This window comes from Mycobacterium sp. AZCC_0083 (assembly GCF_014202335.1).
Taxonomy (GTDB): Bacteria; Actinomycetota; Actinomycetes; order Mycobacteriales; family Mycobacteriaceae; genus Mycobacterium.
On the sequence record NZ_JACHGP010000016.1, the window covers coordinates 147,713 to 163,804 of the forward strand.

The 16,092-nt window shown below is 67.2% G+C and carries 19 protein-coding genes; 8 read left to right on the forward strand and 11 right to left on the reverse strand.

Annotated features, from left to right (window positions below):
* The first annotated feature begins 8 nt into the window (after positions 1–8).
* Genes HNP02_RS32585 through HNP02_RS32595 form a run of 3 tightly spaced genes read left to right on the forward strand, consistent with a single transcriptional unit; the run spans position 9 to position 2,811 of the window.
* Positions 9–920, forward strand: coding sequence for an ABC transporter permease subunit (locus HNP02_RS32585; protein WP_184444783.1), 912 nt, complete (start codon positions 9–11; stop codon positions 918–920).
* A complete protein-coding gene (locus HNP02_RS32590) occupies positions 908–1,726 on the forward strand; it encodes an ABC transporter permease (RefSeq protein WP_184444784.1) in 819 nt (272 codons plus the stop codon). The genes HNP02_RS32585 and HNP02_RS32590 overlap by 13 nt, the downstream gene beginning before the upstream one ends.
* Positions 1,723–2,811 (forward strand): ABC transporter ATP-binding protein, encoded by a 1,089-nt coding sequence (locus tag HNP02_RS32595; RefSeq protein WP_184444785.1) that lies wholly within the window; start codon positions 1,723–1,725, stop codon positions 2,809–2,811. Before HNP02_RS32590 ends, HNP02_RS32595 begins: the two co-directional genes overlap by 4 nt.
* Here HNP02_RS32595 and HNP02_RS32600 read toward each other — a convergent pair.
* Positions 2,792–4,216: a PLP-dependent aminotransferase family protein gene (locus HNP02_RS32600; protein WP_375373736.1), complete on the reverse strand. Its 1,425-nt coding sequence runs from the start codon at positions 4,214–4,216 to the stop codon at positions 2,792–2,794. The two genes, HNP02_RS32595 and HNP02_RS32600, sit on opposite strands and share 20 nt — an antisense overlap.
* A gap of 49 nt (positions 4,217–4,265) precedes the next feature.
* Between HNP02_RS32600 and HNP02_RS32605 the strand changes: the two genes are divergently transcribed.
* Both HNP02_RS32605 and HNP02_RS32610 read left to right on the forward strand, forming a co-directional pair.
* Entirely contained in the window at positions 4,266–4,736 is a 471-nt protein-coding gene (locus tag HNP02_RS32605; protein WP_184444787.1) for a carboxymuconolactone decarboxylase family protein, read from the forward strand.
* A complete protein-coding gene (locus tag HNP02_RS32610; protein WP_309241768.1) occupies positions 4,688–5,452 on the forward strand; it encodes a phosphotransferase in 765 nt (254 codons plus the stop codon). The genes HNP02_RS32605 and HNP02_RS32610 overlap by 49 nt, the downstream gene beginning before the upstream one ends.
* Here the strand turns inward: HNP02_RS32610 and HNP02_RS32615 are convergent.
* Positions 5,449–5,907 (reverse strand): MerR family transcriptional regulator, encoded by a 459-nt coding sequence (locus HNP02_RS32615; RefSeq protein WP_184444788.1) that lies wholly within the window; start codon positions 5,905–5,907, stop codon positions 5,449–5,451. The two genes, HNP02_RS32610 and HNP02_RS32615, sit on opposite strands and share 4 nt — an antisense overlap.
* 139 nt (positions 5,908–6,046) lie before the next feature.
* Between HNP02_RS32615 and HNP02_RS32620 the strand changes: the two genes are divergently transcribed.
* A complete protein-coding gene (locus HNP02_RS32620) occupies positions 6,047–6,490 on the forward strand; it encodes an Hsp20/alpha crystallin family protein (RefSeq protein WP_304611027.1) in 444 nt (147 codons plus the stop codon).
* Positions 6,491–6,767: 277 nt separating this feature from the next.
* On the opposite strand, the gene HNP02_RS43105 is transcribed toward HNP02_RS32620, so the two are convergent.
* On the reverse strand, positions 6,768–6,893 hold the full coding sequence (locus tag HNP02_RS43105) for a hypothetical protein (protein WP_255507211.1): 126 nt from the start codon (positions 6,891–6,893) through the stop codon (positions 6,768–6,770).
* Between the two features lie 300 nt (positions 6,894–7,193).
* Between HNP02_RS43105 and HNP02_RS32625 the strand changes: the two genes are divergently transcribed.
* A complete protein-coding gene (locus HNP02_RS32625) occupies positions 7,194–7,574 on the forward strand; it encodes a DnaJ domain-containing protein (RefSeq protein WP_184444789.1) in 381 nt (126 codons plus the stop codon).
* A 27-nt stretch (positions 7,575–7,601) separates the two neighbouring features.
* Here HNP02_RS32625 and HNP02_RS32630 read toward each other — a convergent pair whose 3' ends face one another.
* The 7 genes from HNP02_RS32630 to HNP02_RS32660 all read right to left on the reverse strand — a co-directional run bounded on the left by HNP02_RS32630 (position 7,602) and on the right by HNP02_RS32660 (position 13,788).
* Entirely contained in the window at positions 7,602–8,216 is a 615-nt protein-coding gene (locus HNP02_RS32630) for a dihydrofolate reductase family protein (protein WP_184444790.1), read from the reverse strand.
* A 123-nt stretch (positions 8,217–8,339) separates the two neighbouring features.
* Positions 8,340–8,594, reverse strand: a complete 255-nt coding sequence (locus HNP02_RS32635; protein ID WP_375373732.1) for a zf-TFIIB domain-containing protein — start codon at positions 8,592–8,594, stop codon at positions 8,340–8,342.
* Positions 8,595–8,738: 144 nt separating this feature from the next.
* Positions 8,739–9,569, reverse strand: a complete 831-nt coding sequence (locus HNP02_RS32640; protein WP_184444792.1) for an ABC transporter permease — start codon at positions 9,567–9,569, stop codon at positions 8,739–8,741.
* Positions 9,566–10,513, reverse strand: coding sequence for a glycosyltransferase (locus HNP02_RS32645; protein ID WP_184444793.1), 948 nt, complete (start codon positions 10,511–10,513; stop codon positions 9,566–9,568). Before HNP02_RS32645 ends, HNP02_RS32640 begins: the two co-directional genes overlap by 4 nt.
* Entirely contained in the window at positions 10,506–11,321 is an 816-nt protein-coding gene (locus tag HNP02_RS32650) for an ABC transporter ATP-binding protein (protein WP_184444794.1), read from the reverse strand. The genes HNP02_RS32645 and HNP02_RS32650 overlap by 8 nt, the downstream gene beginning before the upstream one ends.
* Positions 11,322–11,323: 2 nt before the next feature.
* The gene (locus HNP02_RS32655; RefSeq protein WP_184444795.1) at positions 11,324–11,863 is read right to left on the reverse strand and encodes a bacterial proteasome activator family protein; all 540 of its coding nucleotides are present in this window, start codon (positions 11,861–11,863) and stop codon (positions 11,324–11,326) included.
* Entirely contained in the window at positions 11,836–13,788 is a 1,953-nt protein-coding gene (locus tag HNP02_RS32660; protein ID WP_184444796.1) for a DUF6541 family protein, read from the reverse strand. Before HNP02_RS32660 ends, HNP02_RS32655 begins: the two co-directional genes overlap by 28 nt.
* Before the next feature lie 122 nt (positions 13,789–13,910).
* Here HNP02_RS32660 and HNP02_RS32665 point away from each other — a divergent pair, with 122 nt between their 5' ends.
* Positions 13,911–15,107 carry a cysteine desulfurase-like protein gene (locus tag HNP02_RS32665; protein ID WP_184444797.1) on the forward strand — a complete coding sequence of 399 codons (1,197 nt, stop codon included), beginning with the start codon at positions 13,911–13,913 and terminating at the stop codon, positions 15,105–15,107.
* Here the strand turns inward: HNP02_RS32665 and HNP02_RS32670 are convergent.
* On the reverse strand, positions 15,104–16,087 hold the full coding sequence (locus tag HNP02_RS32670; protein ID WP_184444798.1) for an NAD(P)H-quinone oxidoreductase: 984 nt from the start codon (positions 16,085–16,087) through the stop codon (positions 15,104–15,106). The two genes, HNP02_RS32665 and HNP02_RS32670, sit on opposite strands and share 4 nt — an antisense overlap.
* Between the last annotated feature and the right edge of the window lie 5 nt (positions 16,088–16,092).

Here is a 16,092-nt window from a genome sequence, read left to right on the forward strand (position 1 = left end):
CTGACCCGATGGCAATAGCCACACCCACGATTGCGCCCGGCCCGGACAAGACCGCCGGGCCGGCGCGCAAGCGGACCGGGCAGGCGTCCCGGTCCTGGCTGGCGGCGCTGCCGCTGCTGCTGTTCCTTGCGTTGGCGTTCGGCATCCCCGCGATCGCCGTGCTGATTGGGGCGTTCACCGTCGAGGACCCGGTCAACAACACCTCGCGTCTCGGTCTCGAGAACATGACCGACAGCCTGCAGGGCGCATACCGGACCGCATTGTGGGCGAGCGTGAAACTCTCCGCGTTCGTCGCCGTCGTCGGGGGCGTGCTCGGCACGTTCCTCGCTCAGGCAGTCGTCGCGTCGAAGGGAACATTCCTTCGTGAGGCAGTGCTGACGGCGTCCGGCGTGCTGGCCAACTTCGGTGGCGTTCCGCTCGCCTTCGCCTGGATTGCCACTCTCGGCAACGCGGGACTGCTCACCACGATGTTCGGACTCGCCGACACGGGGTTCAGCCTCTATACGTTCTGGGGACTGGCCATCGTCTACCTGTACTTCTCCATCCCGCTGATGGTGGTCGTCATGACGCCCGCGCTGGACGGCCTTCGCCCGCAGTGGCGGGAGGCCGCCCTCAACAACGGCGCCAGCGGTTGGCAGTACTGGCGCCACGTCGGCGTCCCCGTGCTGACGCCGTCCCTGATCGGCGGCATGGTGTTGCTGTTCGGTGGCTCGTTCGCCGCCTACGCCACCGCGGCGGCCATGGTGGGTGCCACCGTTCCGCTCGTCACCCTGCAGATCGCCGACGCGCTGTCTGGCAACGTCCTCGTCGGGCACGAGAACCTGGCGCTGGCGCTGAGCCTCGACATGGTCGTCGTCGCCGGGATCGTGATGGCGATCTACCTGCCACTGCGGAACAGGAGCTCCCGATGGCTGCAATGACGACCGCGATCCAGCGGCCCGGCCTCGGCCGCGCAGGCGTACTCGCCATTGCGGCGGTGTACTTCCTGGTTCCGCTGGCCGCGTCGTTCTGGTTCACCATCCACAACGACGCCACCGGATTCTCGTTCTCGACCTATGGCGACATCCTCACCGCCGATGGATTCACCCAATCACTGTTCATGTCACTGGGATTGGGCGTCACGACCATCATCGTGGTGCTGGCCTTGATGTTGCCCGCCATGCTGGCGGTCCGGCTAGGCGCGCCCAGGCTCGGTCAGGTGCTCGAGGTGGTCTGCACGCTGCCGCTGGTGGTGCCGCCCATCACCTTCGTCGCGGGTATCAGCACCGTATTGCGTTGGGCGCCTGATCAACTGGCGTCGACGCCGTTCTGGGCGACGCTGATCGCGATTCAGAAACCGAGCTTCCCGATCGTTCTGGTATTGGCCTACGTCGTGCTGGCCACGCCGTTCGCCTATCGCTCGCTGGATGCCGGTCTTCGTGCCATCGACGTGAAGACGCTGGTTGAGGCCAGCCGCAATCTCGGCGCAGGCTGGGTCACCGTGATGTTCCGGACCATCCTGCCCAATCTGCGCACGTCCATCGCGAGCGCCGCATTCCTCACCATGGCGCTGGTATTGGGCGAGTACACCGTCGCCGTACTGCTTGGCTTTCGGCCGTTCGCGGTGTGGATCGTCACGATCTCCGGCGCGAATGCACAACTGTCGGTTGCAGTCTCGCTGCTCAGCTTGATCCTCACCTGGGCATTGCTACTCGTCGTATCCGGCGTGGGAAGGAAACGCACATGACCTCGCGAGTGGAGCTGCGGAAACTCCGCCGTGCCTTCGGTGACGCCTTGGCACTCGACGACCTCGACCTGACCATCGAGGCGGGTGAGCTCGTCGCCCTGCTCGGACCCTCGGGTTGCGGCAAGACCACGGCGCTGCGCTGCGTCGCCGGCTTCGAACGTCCCGACAGCGGCGCCGTCATCGTCAACGACAAGGACATCACCAAGGTGCCCGCCAACAAGCGCGATGCCGGCATGGTGTTCCAGGCCTACAGCCTCTTCCCGCACCTCTCCGCACGCGACAACGTTGCGTTCGGCATGCGCATGCGCAAAGTCGCTGCCGCCAAACGGAATGCCCGCGCAAGCGAGCTTCTCGACCTCGTCGGCCTGCCCATGGTCGGCGATCGCTACCCGCACCAGATGTCGGGCGGCCAGCAGCAACGCGTCGCGCTGGCCCGTGCGCTCGCCATGGAGCCCAGCGTGCTCCTGCTCGACGAGCCGCTGTCGGCTCTCGACGCCAAGGTGCGGGTGAGCCTTCGTGAAGAGATCCGCCGGCTGCAGATCGAACTGGGCGTCACGACGCTGTTCGTCACGCACGACCAGGAGGAGGCGCTGTCGATGGCCGACCGGGTCGCCGTGCTGCGGGCTGGCCGCGTCGAACAGGTGGGTACCCCCGATCGCATCTACGAGCGGCCCGCCACCCCGTTCGTCGCGGAGTTCATCGGCTCGATGAACCACCTGCCAGGCGTCGTCGAGGGTGACCGGGTTGCCGTCCTCGGGCAGCACCTGCCGATCGACGGCGACGTGCCCGCCGCCACCGACCACGACGTTCTCGTCCGCCCCGAAGCGGTTCGGTTGCAAGCCGCGCCGGATGGTGCAGGCCTGGTCACTCGATCCTCGTTCCGCGGTGCCACCGCCCGCCTGCACGTCGAGCTGAACGGCCTTGAGATCCAGGCCGACGTCCCCGGCCGTGACGCAACCGCGCTGGCTCCTGGTGCGCGGGTTGATGTTTCGCTGGACGAGCGGCCCGCCCTCGTCATCGCACGCGGGGCAACGGCTGCTGCGGTCCCTGCCGCAGCCGAAGAGGTCAAGACTGCCGCCGTCTGACGCTGGCTTCGAGGACGTTGCACAACGCGTCGACCGCTGGGGCGAAGGCATGGTCGGCGGGCGCCCCGAAGTTGACCACCAGTCCGTCCGCCGCGGGGACGTCCGACCCCGCAAGCGGATGGCGCAGCCCCAGCAATCCCGACAGCGCGATGCCCGCTTCGCCGGCGCGCCGCAGCACCTCGTGTTCGGTGTCGTCGGGCAGTAGCAGCAGCAGGTGCAGGCCCGCTGACAGCCCGGTGATGACGACGTCGAACTCCTCGAGCCGCCGAACCAGGGTGTCGCGGCGCTTGCGGTAGTTGTTGCGCATGCGGCGAATGTGCTTGTCGTACCGGCCGCAGGTGATGAAGTCGGCCATGGTCAGCTGCTCGATGGCGTTGACGTAGAACTGCTGTCCACCGGCGGCAGCGATGACGGGTTCGACGAGGTCGTCGGGCAGCGCCATCCAGCCGAGGCGCAGCGCGGGCGACAGGCTCTTGCTGGCCGACCCGAGGTAGGCAACCCGCTGCGGATCCAGGCCCTGTACCGCGCCGACCGGCTGGCGGTCGTAGCGGAACTCGCCGTCGTAGTCGTCTTCGAGGACGTACCGGCCGCTGCGCCTGGCCCAGTCGATCACCGCGGTCCGCCTGGCGGGGTGCAGTGGCACACCGTGGGGAAAGAAGTGGGCGGGCGTCAGCAGTGCGGCCGCCGCGTCGGAGCCGTCGAGTTCGTCGACCTTGGCGCCATCCTCGTCGAATCCGATCGGCGTGGTTGGCACCCCCATCGCGGCGATGGCTTCGCGAAAGATGAAGAGGCCGTAGGCTTCCACCGCGATCGGACCCCGGTCGGAGAACGCCCTGGCCAGCAATTCGACGGCGTTGCGGGTGCCCGCGCAGATGACGACATTGTCCGGCGAGATGCGCACACCCCGTGCGCGGCCGAGGTATTCGGCCAACGCCTCCCGCAGTTCGGGTCGACCGCGCGGGTCGCCGTTGCGCAGCGCTTCGTTCGGCGCGGCGGTCAGCGCCCGGCGCGCGGAGGTCAGCCACGCCGCGCGGGGGAACGCCGCGACGTCGGGCGAGCCGGGCATCAGGTTGTGCGTCGGCTGGCCTGGGGTGCCGCGCGAGCGGTGCGGCGAAAGGACGTCGCGGGTGTTCACCACCCAGGTGCCCGCGCCCTGGCGGGACGCCAGCCAGCCCTCGGCGACCAGGTCGGCGTACGCCTCCGAGACCGTGTTCCGGGCCAATCCGAGGTCGCCGGCCAATGACCGCGACGGCGGCAGCATCGTTCCGGTGGCCAGCTGACCCGATCGCACGGCGTCGCGCAGGGCATTGACCAGCAGCTCCCTTGCGCCCCGCGTCCCAGGGCGAATGGCCTGCCCGAGGTTCAGGTGCAGATCGACGCTATCCGGATTGGCCCATGAAACCACCATCAGATTGAACCATGGACGCGGTGCTTTGTTGGCTAGCGTTGTAGTCATGACGCAGACACTGGAAACCAAGACCGCCACCCGCCGCCTCAACATCTACAAGATCTCACCCGGCCTCTACGACGCGATGATGAGCCTGAGCACCGCGGCCGCCAAGGACGTCGATCCCACCATCGGCGAATTGATCAAGATCCGCGCATCGCAGATCAACCACTGCGCGTTCTGCCTCGACATGCACACCGCCGACGCCCGCAAGCAGGGCGAGACCGAGCAGCGCCTTGCCCTCATCGCCGCATGGCAGGAGGCAGGCGACCTGTTCACCGAGCAGGAGCAGGCCGCGCTGGAGCTGACCGAGTCGATCACCGAACTGCACCACGGTCACGTCCCCGACGAGGTGTACGCCCGCGCCGCCGCCGTGTTCTCCGAGCGAGAACTTGGACAGGTGATCGCGATGGCCGTCACCATCAATGCGTGGAACCGGATCAACGTCGCAGCACGGGTGCCGGCACCGCGCCGCTGACCACCCCGTCCGGCGCCACCGTCACCGTCGACGATGACGTCGTCACCAAGCTGCACCGGCCGGGCACCGACCCTCAGGCACTGAGACAACGCCTGCGGGTCGCGGCCCGGTCGGACTGCTTGCTGTCCCCGCTGAACCTCGAGCCGGAAGCCGTCGTCCAGCAGTGGCGCACCCGTTGGCCCAAGGTCGACGTCGTGCCGCCCGACCCAGGAGCCGTGCCGTGGGCGGAGGCGGGACGGCTGCTGGCGCGTCTGCACGCCGAGCCGATCGGCGACATCGCGCTGCCGCAGGGCGGCCCTGCGCGGCTGGCCCGAGCGCTGGCCCGGGGACCCAAGGCCGACGTCATCCGCGGAGCAGCTGCGGGCCTGCCCGCGCCGGTGTCTGGGCGGCCAGTCACCTTGGTGCACGGCGACTTTCACCTCGGTCAATTGGGCTGGTGCCGCGGTGCCTTGGTGCTGATCGACGTAGACGACCTCGGGGTCGGTGATCCCGCGGCCGACCTGGCCCGGCCCGCCGGGTTCTGGGCGGCCGGCCTCCTGCCCGACGATGCCTGGCACGCGCTCGTCGACGGCTACCGCGGCGGCGGTAGTCCCGGCTTGCCACCCGGCGATCCGTGGCCGGTGCTCGAACCGTTCGCCCGCGCTGCCGTCGTCGCTGCGGCCGCCAATCACCCCGACGACGGCTTGCTGGTCGCCGCCTGCGAGCGGATGCGTTAGCGCGACGCGGCGTCCTCGGCGGGAGGTGTCACGGTGCGCGATTGGTCGATCAGGTCGGCCTCGGGGACATCGCCTGGTGGGGTGTCGTCGTCCAATTCGTCATGATCGTTCCGCTCCCTGACTTGGTCTTCTCGTGGTGCTCCGGTTCCGCGGTGAGCCGAAGTCAGTCGGACGTTGGCGGATTTCAGTGCGGAGATGTCGGATTGCAGTTGGGTGTTGCGGTCTTGCAGGTCCAGGATCTGGCCGATGCCTGCCACGTTCACCCCGGCGGCAAGCAGCTCGGTGATGCGCTGCAGGCGTGTGAGGTCGTCGTCGCTGTAGCGGCGGGTGCCGCCTGCGGTGCGGGCGGGAGTGATCAATCTGCGCTGCTCGTACAGCCGCAGAGACTGCTCGCCGATCCCGGACAACCCGGCGGCGACCGAGATGCCGTACACCCCGCGCCCTGAACGGTCCATCGAATCCTCGCTCACCAACCCCGTCCCATCTGTTTGCAACTTTTTTCTTGTCCATTGTTGCCCGAATCTGGTCCCGATGCTATAACTAAATCTGTGTCAGATCGCATAGATGATCTGGTGTCAGATACAGGAGGTGGAGATGATGTTGATGCGTACCGATCCGTTCCGTGATGTCGACCGCTGGGCGCAGCAGGTGCTGGGCACCGCGGCCCGGCCGGCGGTCATGCCGATGGATGCCTGGCGCGAAGGAGACGCGTTCATCGTCGAGTTCGACCTGCCCGGGGTGAATGCCGATTCGGTGAACTTGGACGTCGAACGCAACGTGCTGACCGTGCACGCTGAGCGGCCAGGTCTGCGTCAGGACCGGGAGATGGTGTCCTCGGAACGTCCGCGGGGGGTGTTCAGTCGCCAACTGTTCCTTGGCGAGACCCTCGACACCGACCAGATCCAGGCCAGTTACCAGGACGGGGTGCTGCGGCTGAGCATTCCGGTGGCGGAGAAGGCCAAACCGCGGCGCATCACGATCAACAACAGTCACAACACGATCAACAACAGTCACGAAAAGGAAGCCATCAACGCCTAATGGGAGTCGATCAGCGTGTCCTTGACGGGGATCTAACCCCGAAGGCCGGGCGGCGGCGAGCATCCCGTCGAGGAGGTGAGCAAGGTGATCACAGACGCGCCGACCGAAACCGTGATCGAGGAGTCGGTGATCGAGAATGCGGAGGCGATCGTGCGCGCCGAATGGATGCGCCTGCATCACGACAGTGCCCCGCGTGAGCAGGCACGCCGTGCAGCCTGCTCCGAGATGCCCGCCGCCCGACCTTGCCCCGCCACGGTCGCCACGTTGTCCGCGATCGTCAAACGATCACGGCCGTCGCCGCCGACACCGCGGACGGGGTTGCCGCGCAGAGGTGGACCGCAAGGGCGAGTCTGGCCGACACAGCGGTCGCCCCCGCAGCACCGGAGGGCTTGCCGAACAGCATTGAGCAAGGGGAGGTGATGCCCTGAACGACGACCACGAGTGGGCAGTGACCCGCACGTCGCCCGCACCCGCCCAATCACTGTGCAACCGCGCCAAACGCAGCACCCGCGACGTTGACTTGCGTGCGCACCGCCACCGACAGTGGCACCTCTGACGCGGACCGCGTGCGACGTCACTGCACGGCCGGGCCTCGCCGCCGATATTCAGTACCGGCGGCGAGGCGTCTGGTCGCCGCTTTCGGGAGGTCTCGCTCTCCGCAACGCAGCCGTCTGTCCGTTCACCGCGTCGGGTTTGGATTGCCATGACCGAAGATCACGATCCCTACGCCGTGCCGGGGGTGACTCCCGTCGCGACCCCGGCAGAGATCAACCATGCGTTTCGCATCAAGTCGCGGGACCTTCACCCCGATACGCGTCACCCCCGTGCGGGCGGCGCGACCGGCGACATTCAGCTGGAGCAGCTCATCGCCGCATATCACCTGCTGCGTGATCCCGAGAGCCGCGCACTACACGACCGCAATGCCACCGCGCAGCGCCGGCAGCAGCCGCCGAGTCCCTCGCAATCGCGCAGTGTCTCTGCCAATCCTGCTGGGCCACTGACGATCCCGGTCACCCATCACCGCAGCCAATCGCCTGCCGCAAGGTACCCGATATGGGCCGGTCCGGTGCACTGCCACCGGTGACCTTTCGGCGGAAGGCGCATTCGGGCTTCACCGGATGACGCGGTAGCGCAGGTGGGCCACGCCTGGGGCTTCGAGCACGCGGACGAGCTCGAGTGTTGGGTTGCCCGCGTCGAAGCCATCGAGTAGCCGCTCACCGGATCCGAGAATGACCGGGTTCACTTGGAGGTCGATCTCGTCGACGAGCCCAGCCTTGATGGCCTGCCGGCCGCAAGAGGCTCCTCCCGCGATGGAGATGGCCCGGTCACCCGCAGCCCTCTCGGCTTGGGCGTGCGCGGACTCGATCCCGTCGGTGACGAAGTGAAATGTAGTCCCACCCTGCATCTGAATCGGGTCGTGCGCGTGGTGGGTCAGGACGAAGACCGGGCAATGGTACGGCGGGACGTCTCCCCACCATCCCCGCCAATCCGAGTCACCCCACTCGCCGCGAATCGGGCCGAACATGTTGCGGCCCATGATCGTTGCCCCCATGTCGTCCATCATGTCGGCGATTACTTGTCGGTTCACCGGATGGTCCTTGGCGGGGCCGAGGTGCCAGTCGTGAAGCACTATGCCGCCGACACCGAGCGGGTGCTCCTGGCACTGGTTGGGCCCCGCGACGTAGCCGTCGGCAGAGATCGACATCGAAAGATTGGTTCTGGACACAGGGCCTCCGGTGGGACGGGCGATTCCGTTGGGTACGTCTACAGAGACTGCGCCGGTCGGCGGAACTCACCGGCATCGCGGCCAAACTGTCGACGGAGTCACCGCTCCGACCGGCGCCACCTCTCAGCTCGAGAAGAACAGCCTGCCGAAACCCTGCTTGCGGTAGTGCTTGTTGCCGCGATGGCGCCAGCCCGGGCCCTGCCCGTAACCCTGCTGGTCGTAACCCTGTTGGCCGTAGCCCTGCTGAACGGGTGGCGCGGACTGCACGAACCGATTCTCCAGCTGAGTGAGGGACTCGAGCTCGCCGAAGTCGAGGAAGATCCCGCGGCACGTATCGCACTGTTCGAGGTGGATGCCGCCCCGCTCGTAGGTCTTCATGACCCCCGCGCACTTGGGACACAACAGCGTGTTCCCAATCCCAGGTGTCGACGACGGAGGCTTCGGTGGCTCGTATGGCGGAATGCTCATATGCGCACAACGCACCAGAATCCTGGGAAGTGCCTGGGAACGAAAACGGTCTGCTCAGACCCAGTAGGCCACGCGCGCGCGGTACTGCCGCATGGCGAACGCCGTCACGGTCCAGCCGACGATCGTCAACACGATGACCACGACCCAGTGCCGCAGCTCCTGGTCGGCGCCGAGCAGCGGGGCGCGCACGATGTCGACGTAGTGCAGCAGCGGGTTGAACTCGATGATCTTGGCCCACCCGCCAGCGCCCTGGTCGCGCAGCGTCTGGTCGTTCCAGATGATCGGCGTCATGTAGAAGAGCAACTGCACCAGGCTGAACAACAGCGGGCTGATGTCGCGATACCGGGTGGACAGGATGCCGAAGCAGAGCGCGACCCAGACGCAGTTCAGCACGATCAATGCCAGTGCCGGAATGAACGCCAGATCGGTCCACTTCCAGGGCTGCGGGAAGATGATCGCGATGACCACGAAGATGACGATGTTGTGCGCGAACAGGATCACCTGCCGCCAGACCAGCCGGTACACGTGCACCGACAGCGGTGTGGGCAGCTGCTTGATCAGGCCCTCGTTGGCGATGAACACGTCGGCGCCCTCGAGGATCGACGCGTTGATCAGGTTCCAGATGATCAGCCCGAGCGTGACGTAGGGCAGGTGTTCGGCGAGCGGGAGATGAAACAGCGTGGAGTACAAGCCCCCCAAGGCCACCGCCATCGTGCCGGTGGCGATGGTGATCCAGATCGGCCCGAGCACCGAGCGGCGGTAGCGCTGCTTGATGTCCTGCCAGCCCAGGTGCAGCCACAGTTCGCGCTTGGCGAAGCCGGCCGTCAGATCGCCCCACGCGCGGCCGAACGTCCTCGACTGGGCTGCCGCGTCAGTGAACGTCATGGTGCATCCCTCCTGTCTGTCCCGTCGCTTCGCTCGCCCTTGAAGAATCTTTCGCGTCTCCCCAACCGTCGCAACCGAATCCACTCGATGAACCCCGCGGGGTCGTTCCTGCTCACCAGGAAGAACCACCCGAACCGCAACCACTCCTGCGGGATCAACCGCCGCATGCCCGGCTGGGACTGCAGGTAGCCCCGGTTGCGATAGGTGTAGTAGCGCTTGGTGGTGTCCCCGGGGTACTGGGTGTGCATCCGGCCGCCGAGGATCGGCTTGAATTCATCGGAGCCCTGCGGGTGCAGGTAGACCGCGTCCAGGCAGGTGCCGAACGGCAGGCCGGAGCGCACCAGCCTGCGGTGCAGCTCCACCTCGTCGCCGCGAACGAACAACCGGATGTCCGGCACGCCAACGGCTTCCACAGTCGACGCCCGAAACAGCGCGCCGTTGAACAGTGACGCGATACCGGGCAGCAGATCCTGTCCCGACCCGTCCGTGCGCAGTTCGTCGACCCGCCGGCGCCACACCAGGCCGCGTCGTAGCGGGAACGCCAGCCGCTGCGGGTCGTCCAGATCGCACACCATCGGCGACACCTCGGCCAGCGAATGCCGTTCGGCGCACTCGAGAAGTGTGCCGAGCACCGAGGCGTCGGCGGGCCTGCCGTCGTCGTCGGCCAGCCATACCCAGTCCGCGCCCATGGTCAGCGCCTGCAACATGCCGAACGCGAATCCACCTGCGCCGCCGAGGTTTCGGAGCGATCCGACGTAGGTGGTCGGCACGGGTTGACCGGCGACCAGATCGCGAACCCGCGGGTCTTGCCCTTCCGAGAAGTCGTTGTCGACGACGATGAGGTGGTCGGGCACCCGGGTCTGGCTGGTGACCGCGGCCAGCGACTTCGCGAGTTCGTCGGGGCGCCGGTGGGTGACCACGACGGCGCACACCCGTTCAGTCATGAACGTCCTCGCGGGCGTTCTCCTCCAGGATCTGACGCACGTGGCGGGCGGCGTCGTCGCCCTCGTAGGCGCGCACCACGTCCTCGATGCCGCCGGTCATCTTGATGGTGCCGTGGTCGACCCACATCGCCGTCTTGCACAGCTGGGCCAGGAACTCGTTGGAGTGGCTGGCGAAGACGAGGATCCCGGAGCGCTCCACCAGCTTCTGCAGCCGGGTCCTTGCCTTCTTCATGAACTCGGCGTCCACGGCGCCGATGCCCTCGTCCAGCAGCAGGATCTCTGGGTCGATGCTGGTGACCACGCCCATCGCCAGACGCACCCGCATGCCGGTCGAATAGGTGCGCAGCGGCATCGACAGGTACTCGCCGAGTTCGGTGAAGTCGGCGATCTCGTCGACCTTGGCCAGCATCTGCTTGCGCGTCTGACCGAGGAACAACCCCCGGATGATGATGTTCTCGAAACCCGAGATCTCGGGATCCATGCCGACGCCGAGGTCGAACACCGGAGCCACCCGGCCGGTGACGGTGGCCGATCCGCGGGTCGGTTCGTAGATGCCGGACAGCAGGCGCAGCAGCGTCGACTTGCCTGCGCCGTTGTGCCCGACCAAACCCACCCGGTCACCGTTCTCCAGGGACAGGGTGATGTCCCTGAGCGCCTCGATCACCACGACGTTGGACGTGTTGCGCCCGATGGTGCCGCCCGCCTTGCCGAGGAATGCCTTCTTCAGCGACCGCGACTTGGCGTCGAAGATGGGGAACTCGACCCATGCATTGCGGGTCGAGACGTGGGGGGCAGAAGGCGTAGTCACTGCTACAGGTACTGGCCGGTCCCGCTCGGGGAGTGCCCCGGGCCACCGTGCTGGCCAGGGATGCCTGCGCCAGGGGGGAGCGCGCCCTGGCGCATCTGCTCGAGCTGGGCCCGCGCCGAGATCTGCTGAGCGAACAGCGCGGTCTGAATGCCGTGGAAGAGGCCCTCGAGCCACCCGACGAGCTGTGCCTGCGCGATCCGAAGCTCGGCGTCCGACGGAACCTTGTCATCGGTGAACGGCAGCGTCAGGCGCTCCAACTCGTCGCGGAGTTCGGGGGCAAGCCCCTCCTCGAGCTCGTGGATGCTGGCCTGGTGGATGTCGCGGAGCCGGTTGCGGCTGGCGTCGTCGAGCGGCGCCGCACGGACCTCCTCAAGCAGCTGCTTGATCATGGTGCCGATCCGCATGACCTTCGCGGGCTGCTCGACGAGGTCGGTCAGCGCCTTGCCGTCGGACTCGTCGTCCACGCTGGACACGTCGCCGGCGATGATCTCGATGTCGTTGTCATCGGGGTTGCTCACGGTTTCCCTGTTCCTCCGCGCCACTCGTATATGCGGGTCTCGCCGTTGTCATAGAGCTTGGCCCACGACTTCGACTTGTCCAGTGACAGTAGTCCGTCGGGCATCGCGAACTTGAGCACCACCGGGGTGCTGGTCACCACGTACCGGATGTTGAGCGCCTTGACCGCCTCCGCGACGCGCGGATCGGTGTCTGCGTCATCGGCGTAGGCCCAGATGATGAACCGGTTGTAGCCGGGGCCCTGCTGCACGGGGAAGTCGTAGTGCGTCCACAGCGGGTGCAGTCCGGCGATGGCGTACACCCAGGCCGTTCCGTCGGTGTTGGCGTTGCCGATCATCGTGTCCTTCGCACCGGGCAGCGTGGCCAGATACGCGAACGCGTCGAGATCCTTCTGGTCGATCATGATCGAGTCGTACTTCTCGCCGAACAGATACCGGTGGCGCGGGAAGTAGTGCCAGGCGCTTCCGATCGTCACGGCGATGAGGACGGCGGCCGTCACTGCGTGCCAGACCTTCTGCGACGACGGCCACCTGCCCCGGCAGCGGTCGACGACCCAGGCGGTGAGCATGAAGAGCCCGATGCCCGCCATCGGGGCCAGCAGCATCGTCACCACGGCCGAGAGCCGCCGCGGGTCGCTGTAGAACAGGTCACTGAACTTGCCGGTGATCACCCCGATCGGGCCCCCGAACGGCACGGCCGAATGGACGATCGACACCATCAGCAGCAGCCACACCGCGGCAGGCCACCAGACGCGTCGGATCAGCAGGATCAGCCCGCCGATCACCGCGAGCCCGATGATGAAGTTCTGGATCGGGTAGTCGTTGAGGTGGCGGGTGTGCTGGGTGACCGCCTCGAAGAGCACCCGTTTCCGGGTCTGATGGGTGGCGAACTCATGGCCGACGATGATCTCGGCCTGTTGCAGAACCCCGACGAACTGCGGCAGAAGCAACACCACCGTCGGCGCCGCGGTGAGCGCCAGGCTGATGAAGTCTGTGAGCCGGCCGCGCACCGGGTGCCAGAGACCGTCCAGCAGCCACCAGGCGACGACGAACAGCACCGTCACCACTCCGCCGGTGATGTGCACGGAGAACACCCCGACGAGCGCCAGCACCGCCAGCGGAATGCGGTCGCGGTGCCGCAGCGTCGAGACGATCAGCGCAAAAGTCGGCACGGCCAACCCGTAGGCCACCAGGTTGGGCATCGATGCGGTGTCGAACTCCACGTAGGGCACCGCGGTGAACGACGCCGACAACGCCGCCGCAGCCGCCGCGGAACCGGCGGCCCACCACTGCGTCGTCCGGCCGCGCAGGAGCTGCCAGGTGAGTGCGGCGGCGCTGACGGGGAACAACCAGATCGACGCGGTCAGCGAGCTGATCGTGTACGCCGACGTGGGTGCCGCGCCACTCAACTGACTGAAGATCGCGCCGAGGGCATGAAAGGTCGATGGGTAGTAGAGCGCGTCGTGCGTCTCGACGTTGCGCAACTCGCCCATGTGGGTCGGCGACGCCTGCCCGGTCTCCAGGATGAATCGGATGGTGTTCGCGTGCCAGACCGAGTCCCAGTTGCTCGGAATCGATTGCCAGTGGGGCAGCCCGCGAATTGCTGCGAACCCGATCAGCACGGCCCCGAGGACGACGCCGACGGCGACGACGAGGGCGGGTCCCACCGACATCGCCAGCGCCTCGGCGTCGCGGTCCCGCCACCGGCCAAGCGCGAAATGCAAACCCACGACGACGGCCACGACGAGCAACAGGGCAACCAGTGCTGTCCACCCATTCCACGGCACACCGATCGCGCCCATCGGAATGATCGCCAGCGCAACCACGCCGTACGTCAGCGCGGGGCCCACCGCGACGGCCACCGGCCAGGTTAGCTGCGCCGCCCGCCCGACGATTGCCCCAGGAATGACCAACAACAGCAGGGCCACTAGCACCCCGGACGTCAAGCTCACTGGACTAGTATGGCCGTTCAGGTGACCCGGTCCGATCGCGGCTCGGGCGTCGAAAGGCGCCGTCGGGCACCGACCGACAGCGCTACGGGTCACGCAATCGCGGATGCTCGAAGGTGGTTGGCATGGCATACGACGTCGCCCGGGTGCGAGGTCTGCACCCGTCACTGGGCGACGGGTGGGTGCATTTCGACGCCCAGCAGGGCATGCTGCTGCCCGATTCCGTGGCCACCACCGTCTCCACCGCATTCCGTGGCTCGATGACGACGTCCGTCGGTCCGCACCCGTCCGCTCGACGCAGCGCCGCGGTGCTCTCCGCAGCCCGGTTGGCCATCGCCGATCTGGTCGGTGCCGACCCCAGCGGCGTCGTGCTCGGCGCCGACCGGGCAATCCTGCTGACTTCGCTGGCCGATGCGTCGTCGTCGCGGGTCGGCCTCGGCTACGAGGTGGTCGTCACGCGCCTCGACGACGAGGCCAACATCGCACCGTGGGTGCGCGCGGCCAATCGCTATGGAGCCAAGGTCAAGTGGGCCGAGGTCGACATCGAGACCGGTGAACTGCCTCCCTGGCAGTGGGAGAGCCTGATCACCAAGCCCACCCGGCTGGTCGCGATCACGTCGGCATCGTCGGCGCTTGGCACCCTTACCGACCTGCGACCGGTGACCAAGCTGGTGCACGAGAACGGCGGCCTCGTCGTGGTCGACCATTCGGCGGCCGCGCCCTACCGGCTCATCGACATCGACGAGATCGAGGCGGACGTCGTCGCGCTCAATGCCGTCGCGTGGGGTGGACCGCCGATCGGTGCGCTGGTCTTCCGCGATCCGTCGGCCATCGACTCGTTCGCCTCGGTGTCGCTTGACCCGTTCGCGTCGGGGGTGGCGCGCCTCGAGGTCGGCACGCATCAGTACGGCATGCTCGCCGGCGTTGTCGCCAGCGTCGAGTACCTGGCGTCGCTCGACGAGACGGCCTCCGGGACGCGTCGCGAAAGGCTTTCCGTCTCAATGCAATCGGCGGCGACATACATGGGTCGCCTTTTCGACTACCTGCTTGCGTCGCTGCGGTCGCTGCCGTTGGTGATGGTGATCGGCCAGCCAGAGGACCGGATACCGGTGCTGAGCCTTGCGGTGCACGGCGTGCCTGCCGAACGAGTGATTCAGCGGCTTGCCGACAACGGCGTGCTCGCGGTCTCGAACACCACGTCGCGCGTGCTCGACGTGATCGGCGTCAACGACATCGGCGGCGCGGTCACCCTGAGCCTGGCGCACTACTCGACGATGGCCGAGGTCGATCAGCTGGTTCGCGCGTTGGCGTCGCTGGGCTAATCGCGTACGCGCAGAAGCACTTTCCCGTGGGCCTCGCCGGAGGTCAGCAGTCGGTGTGCCTCGGCCGCCTGCTCGATGGGCAGCTCGGCACCGATGATCGGGCGCACCCGGCCGTCAGCGATCATGGGCCAGACGTTGGCGGCCGTCTCGGTGACGACGGCCGCCTTGCTCGACGGCCCGTCGACCGGCCGTGACCGCAGCGCGGTGGAGATCACCCCGGCGCGCTTGGACATCAACTTGGCGAGGTTCAGCTCCGCCTTGATGCCGCCCTGGAAGCCGATGATGACGAGCCGCCCGTCGGGTGCCAGCGCGTCGACGTTGCGGTCGAGGTAGGACGCTCCCATGAGGTCGAGGATCACGTCGGCGCCCAACCCGTCGGTCTCCGCCCTGACCCGTTCGACGAAGTCCTCGTCGCGATAGTTGATCAGGACGTCGGCACCGAGTTCGCGGCAGATCGCCAGCTTCGCAGCCGAGCCCGCCGTCACCGCAACGCGGCAGCCGAGGGCGTGGGCGACCTGGATGGCATGGGTGCCGATACCGCTGCCTCCGCCGTGCAGCAGGACCAGCTGGCCCGGCGACAGGTGCGCCGTCATCATCAGGTTCGACCAGACCGTGCACGCGACCTCGGGCAGCGCGGCGGCCTCGTGTAGCGCGACGCCCTCGGGAACGGGCATCACCTGCCCGGCGGGTACGGCCACCTTTTCGGCGTAACCACCGCCTGCCAGCAAAGCGCACACCGGTTGTCCGATCGACCAGGAGGTGACCCCGTCGCCCAGCTCTGCGATGCGCCCGGCGACCTCGAGACCCAGAATCGGACTGGCGCCCGGCGGGGGCGGATAGTTTCCTGCGGCCTGAAGCACGTCGGCTCGATTGACGCCAGCGCTAATTATGTCTATCACTACCTCGCCCGTTTGAGCTGCAACGGCAGGGATTTCCTGCCAAACGAGGCGGGATGAATCTTCCACAACGATGGCGCGCATTTCAA

Excerpts from the sequence above, each read along its gene's own strand:
- HNP02_RS32585 (WP_184444783.1), top strand. The coding sequence starts at position 9 with ATGGCAATAGCCACACCCACGATTGCGCCCGGCCCGGACAAGACCGCC.
- HNP02_RS32590 (WP_184444784.1), top strand. The coding sequence starts at position 908 with ATGGCTGCAATGACGACCGCGATCCAGCGGCCCGGCCTCGGCCGCGCA.
- HNP02_RS32595 (WP_184444785.1), top strand. The coding sequence starts at position 1,723 with ATGACCTCGCGAGTGGAGCTGCGGAAACTCCGCCGTGCCTTCGGTGAC.
- HNP02_RS32605 (WP_184444787.1), top strand. The coding sequence starts at position 4,266 with ATGACGCAGACACTGGAAACCAAGACCGCCACCCGCCGCCTCAACATC.
- HNP02_RS32615 (WP_184444788.1), bottom strand. The coding sequence starts at position 5,907 with ATGGACCGTTCAGGGCGCGGGGTGTACGGCATCTCGGTCGCCGCCGGG.
- HNP02_RS32620 (WP_304611027.1), top strand. The coding sequence starts at position 6,047 with ATGATGTTGATGCGTACCGATCCGTTCCGTGATGTCGACCGCTGGGCG.
- HNP02_RS43105 (WP_255507211.1), bottom strand. The coding sequence starts at position 6,893 with ATGCTGTTCGGCAAGCCCTCCGGTGCTGCGGGGGCGACCGCTGTGTCG.
- HNP02_RS32625 (WP_184444789.1), top strand. The coding sequence starts at position 7,194 with ATGACCGAAGATCACGATCCCTACGCCGTGCCGGGGGTGACTCCCGTC.
- HNP02_RS32635 (WP_375373732.1), bottom strand. The coding sequence starts at position 8,594 with ATGAAGACCTACGAGCGGGGCGGCATCCACCTCGAACAGTGCGATACG.
- HNP02_RS32640 (WP_184444792.1), bottom strand. The coding sequence starts at position 9,569 with ATGACGTTCACTGACGCGGCAGCCCAGTCGAGGACGTTCGGCCGCGCG.
- HNP02_RS32645 (WP_184444793.1), bottom strand. The coding sequence starts at position 10,513 with ATGACTGAACGGGTGTGCGCCGTCGTGGTCACCCACCGGCGCCCCGAC.
- HNP02_RS32665 (WP_184444797.1), top strand. The coding sequence starts at position 13,911 with ATGGCATACGACGTCGCCCGGGTGCGAGGTCTGCACCCGTCACTGGGC.
- HNP02_RS32670 (WP_184444798.1), bottom strand. The coding sequence starts at position 16,087 with ATGCGCGCCATCGTTGTGGAAGATTCATCCCGCCTCGTTTGGCAGGAA.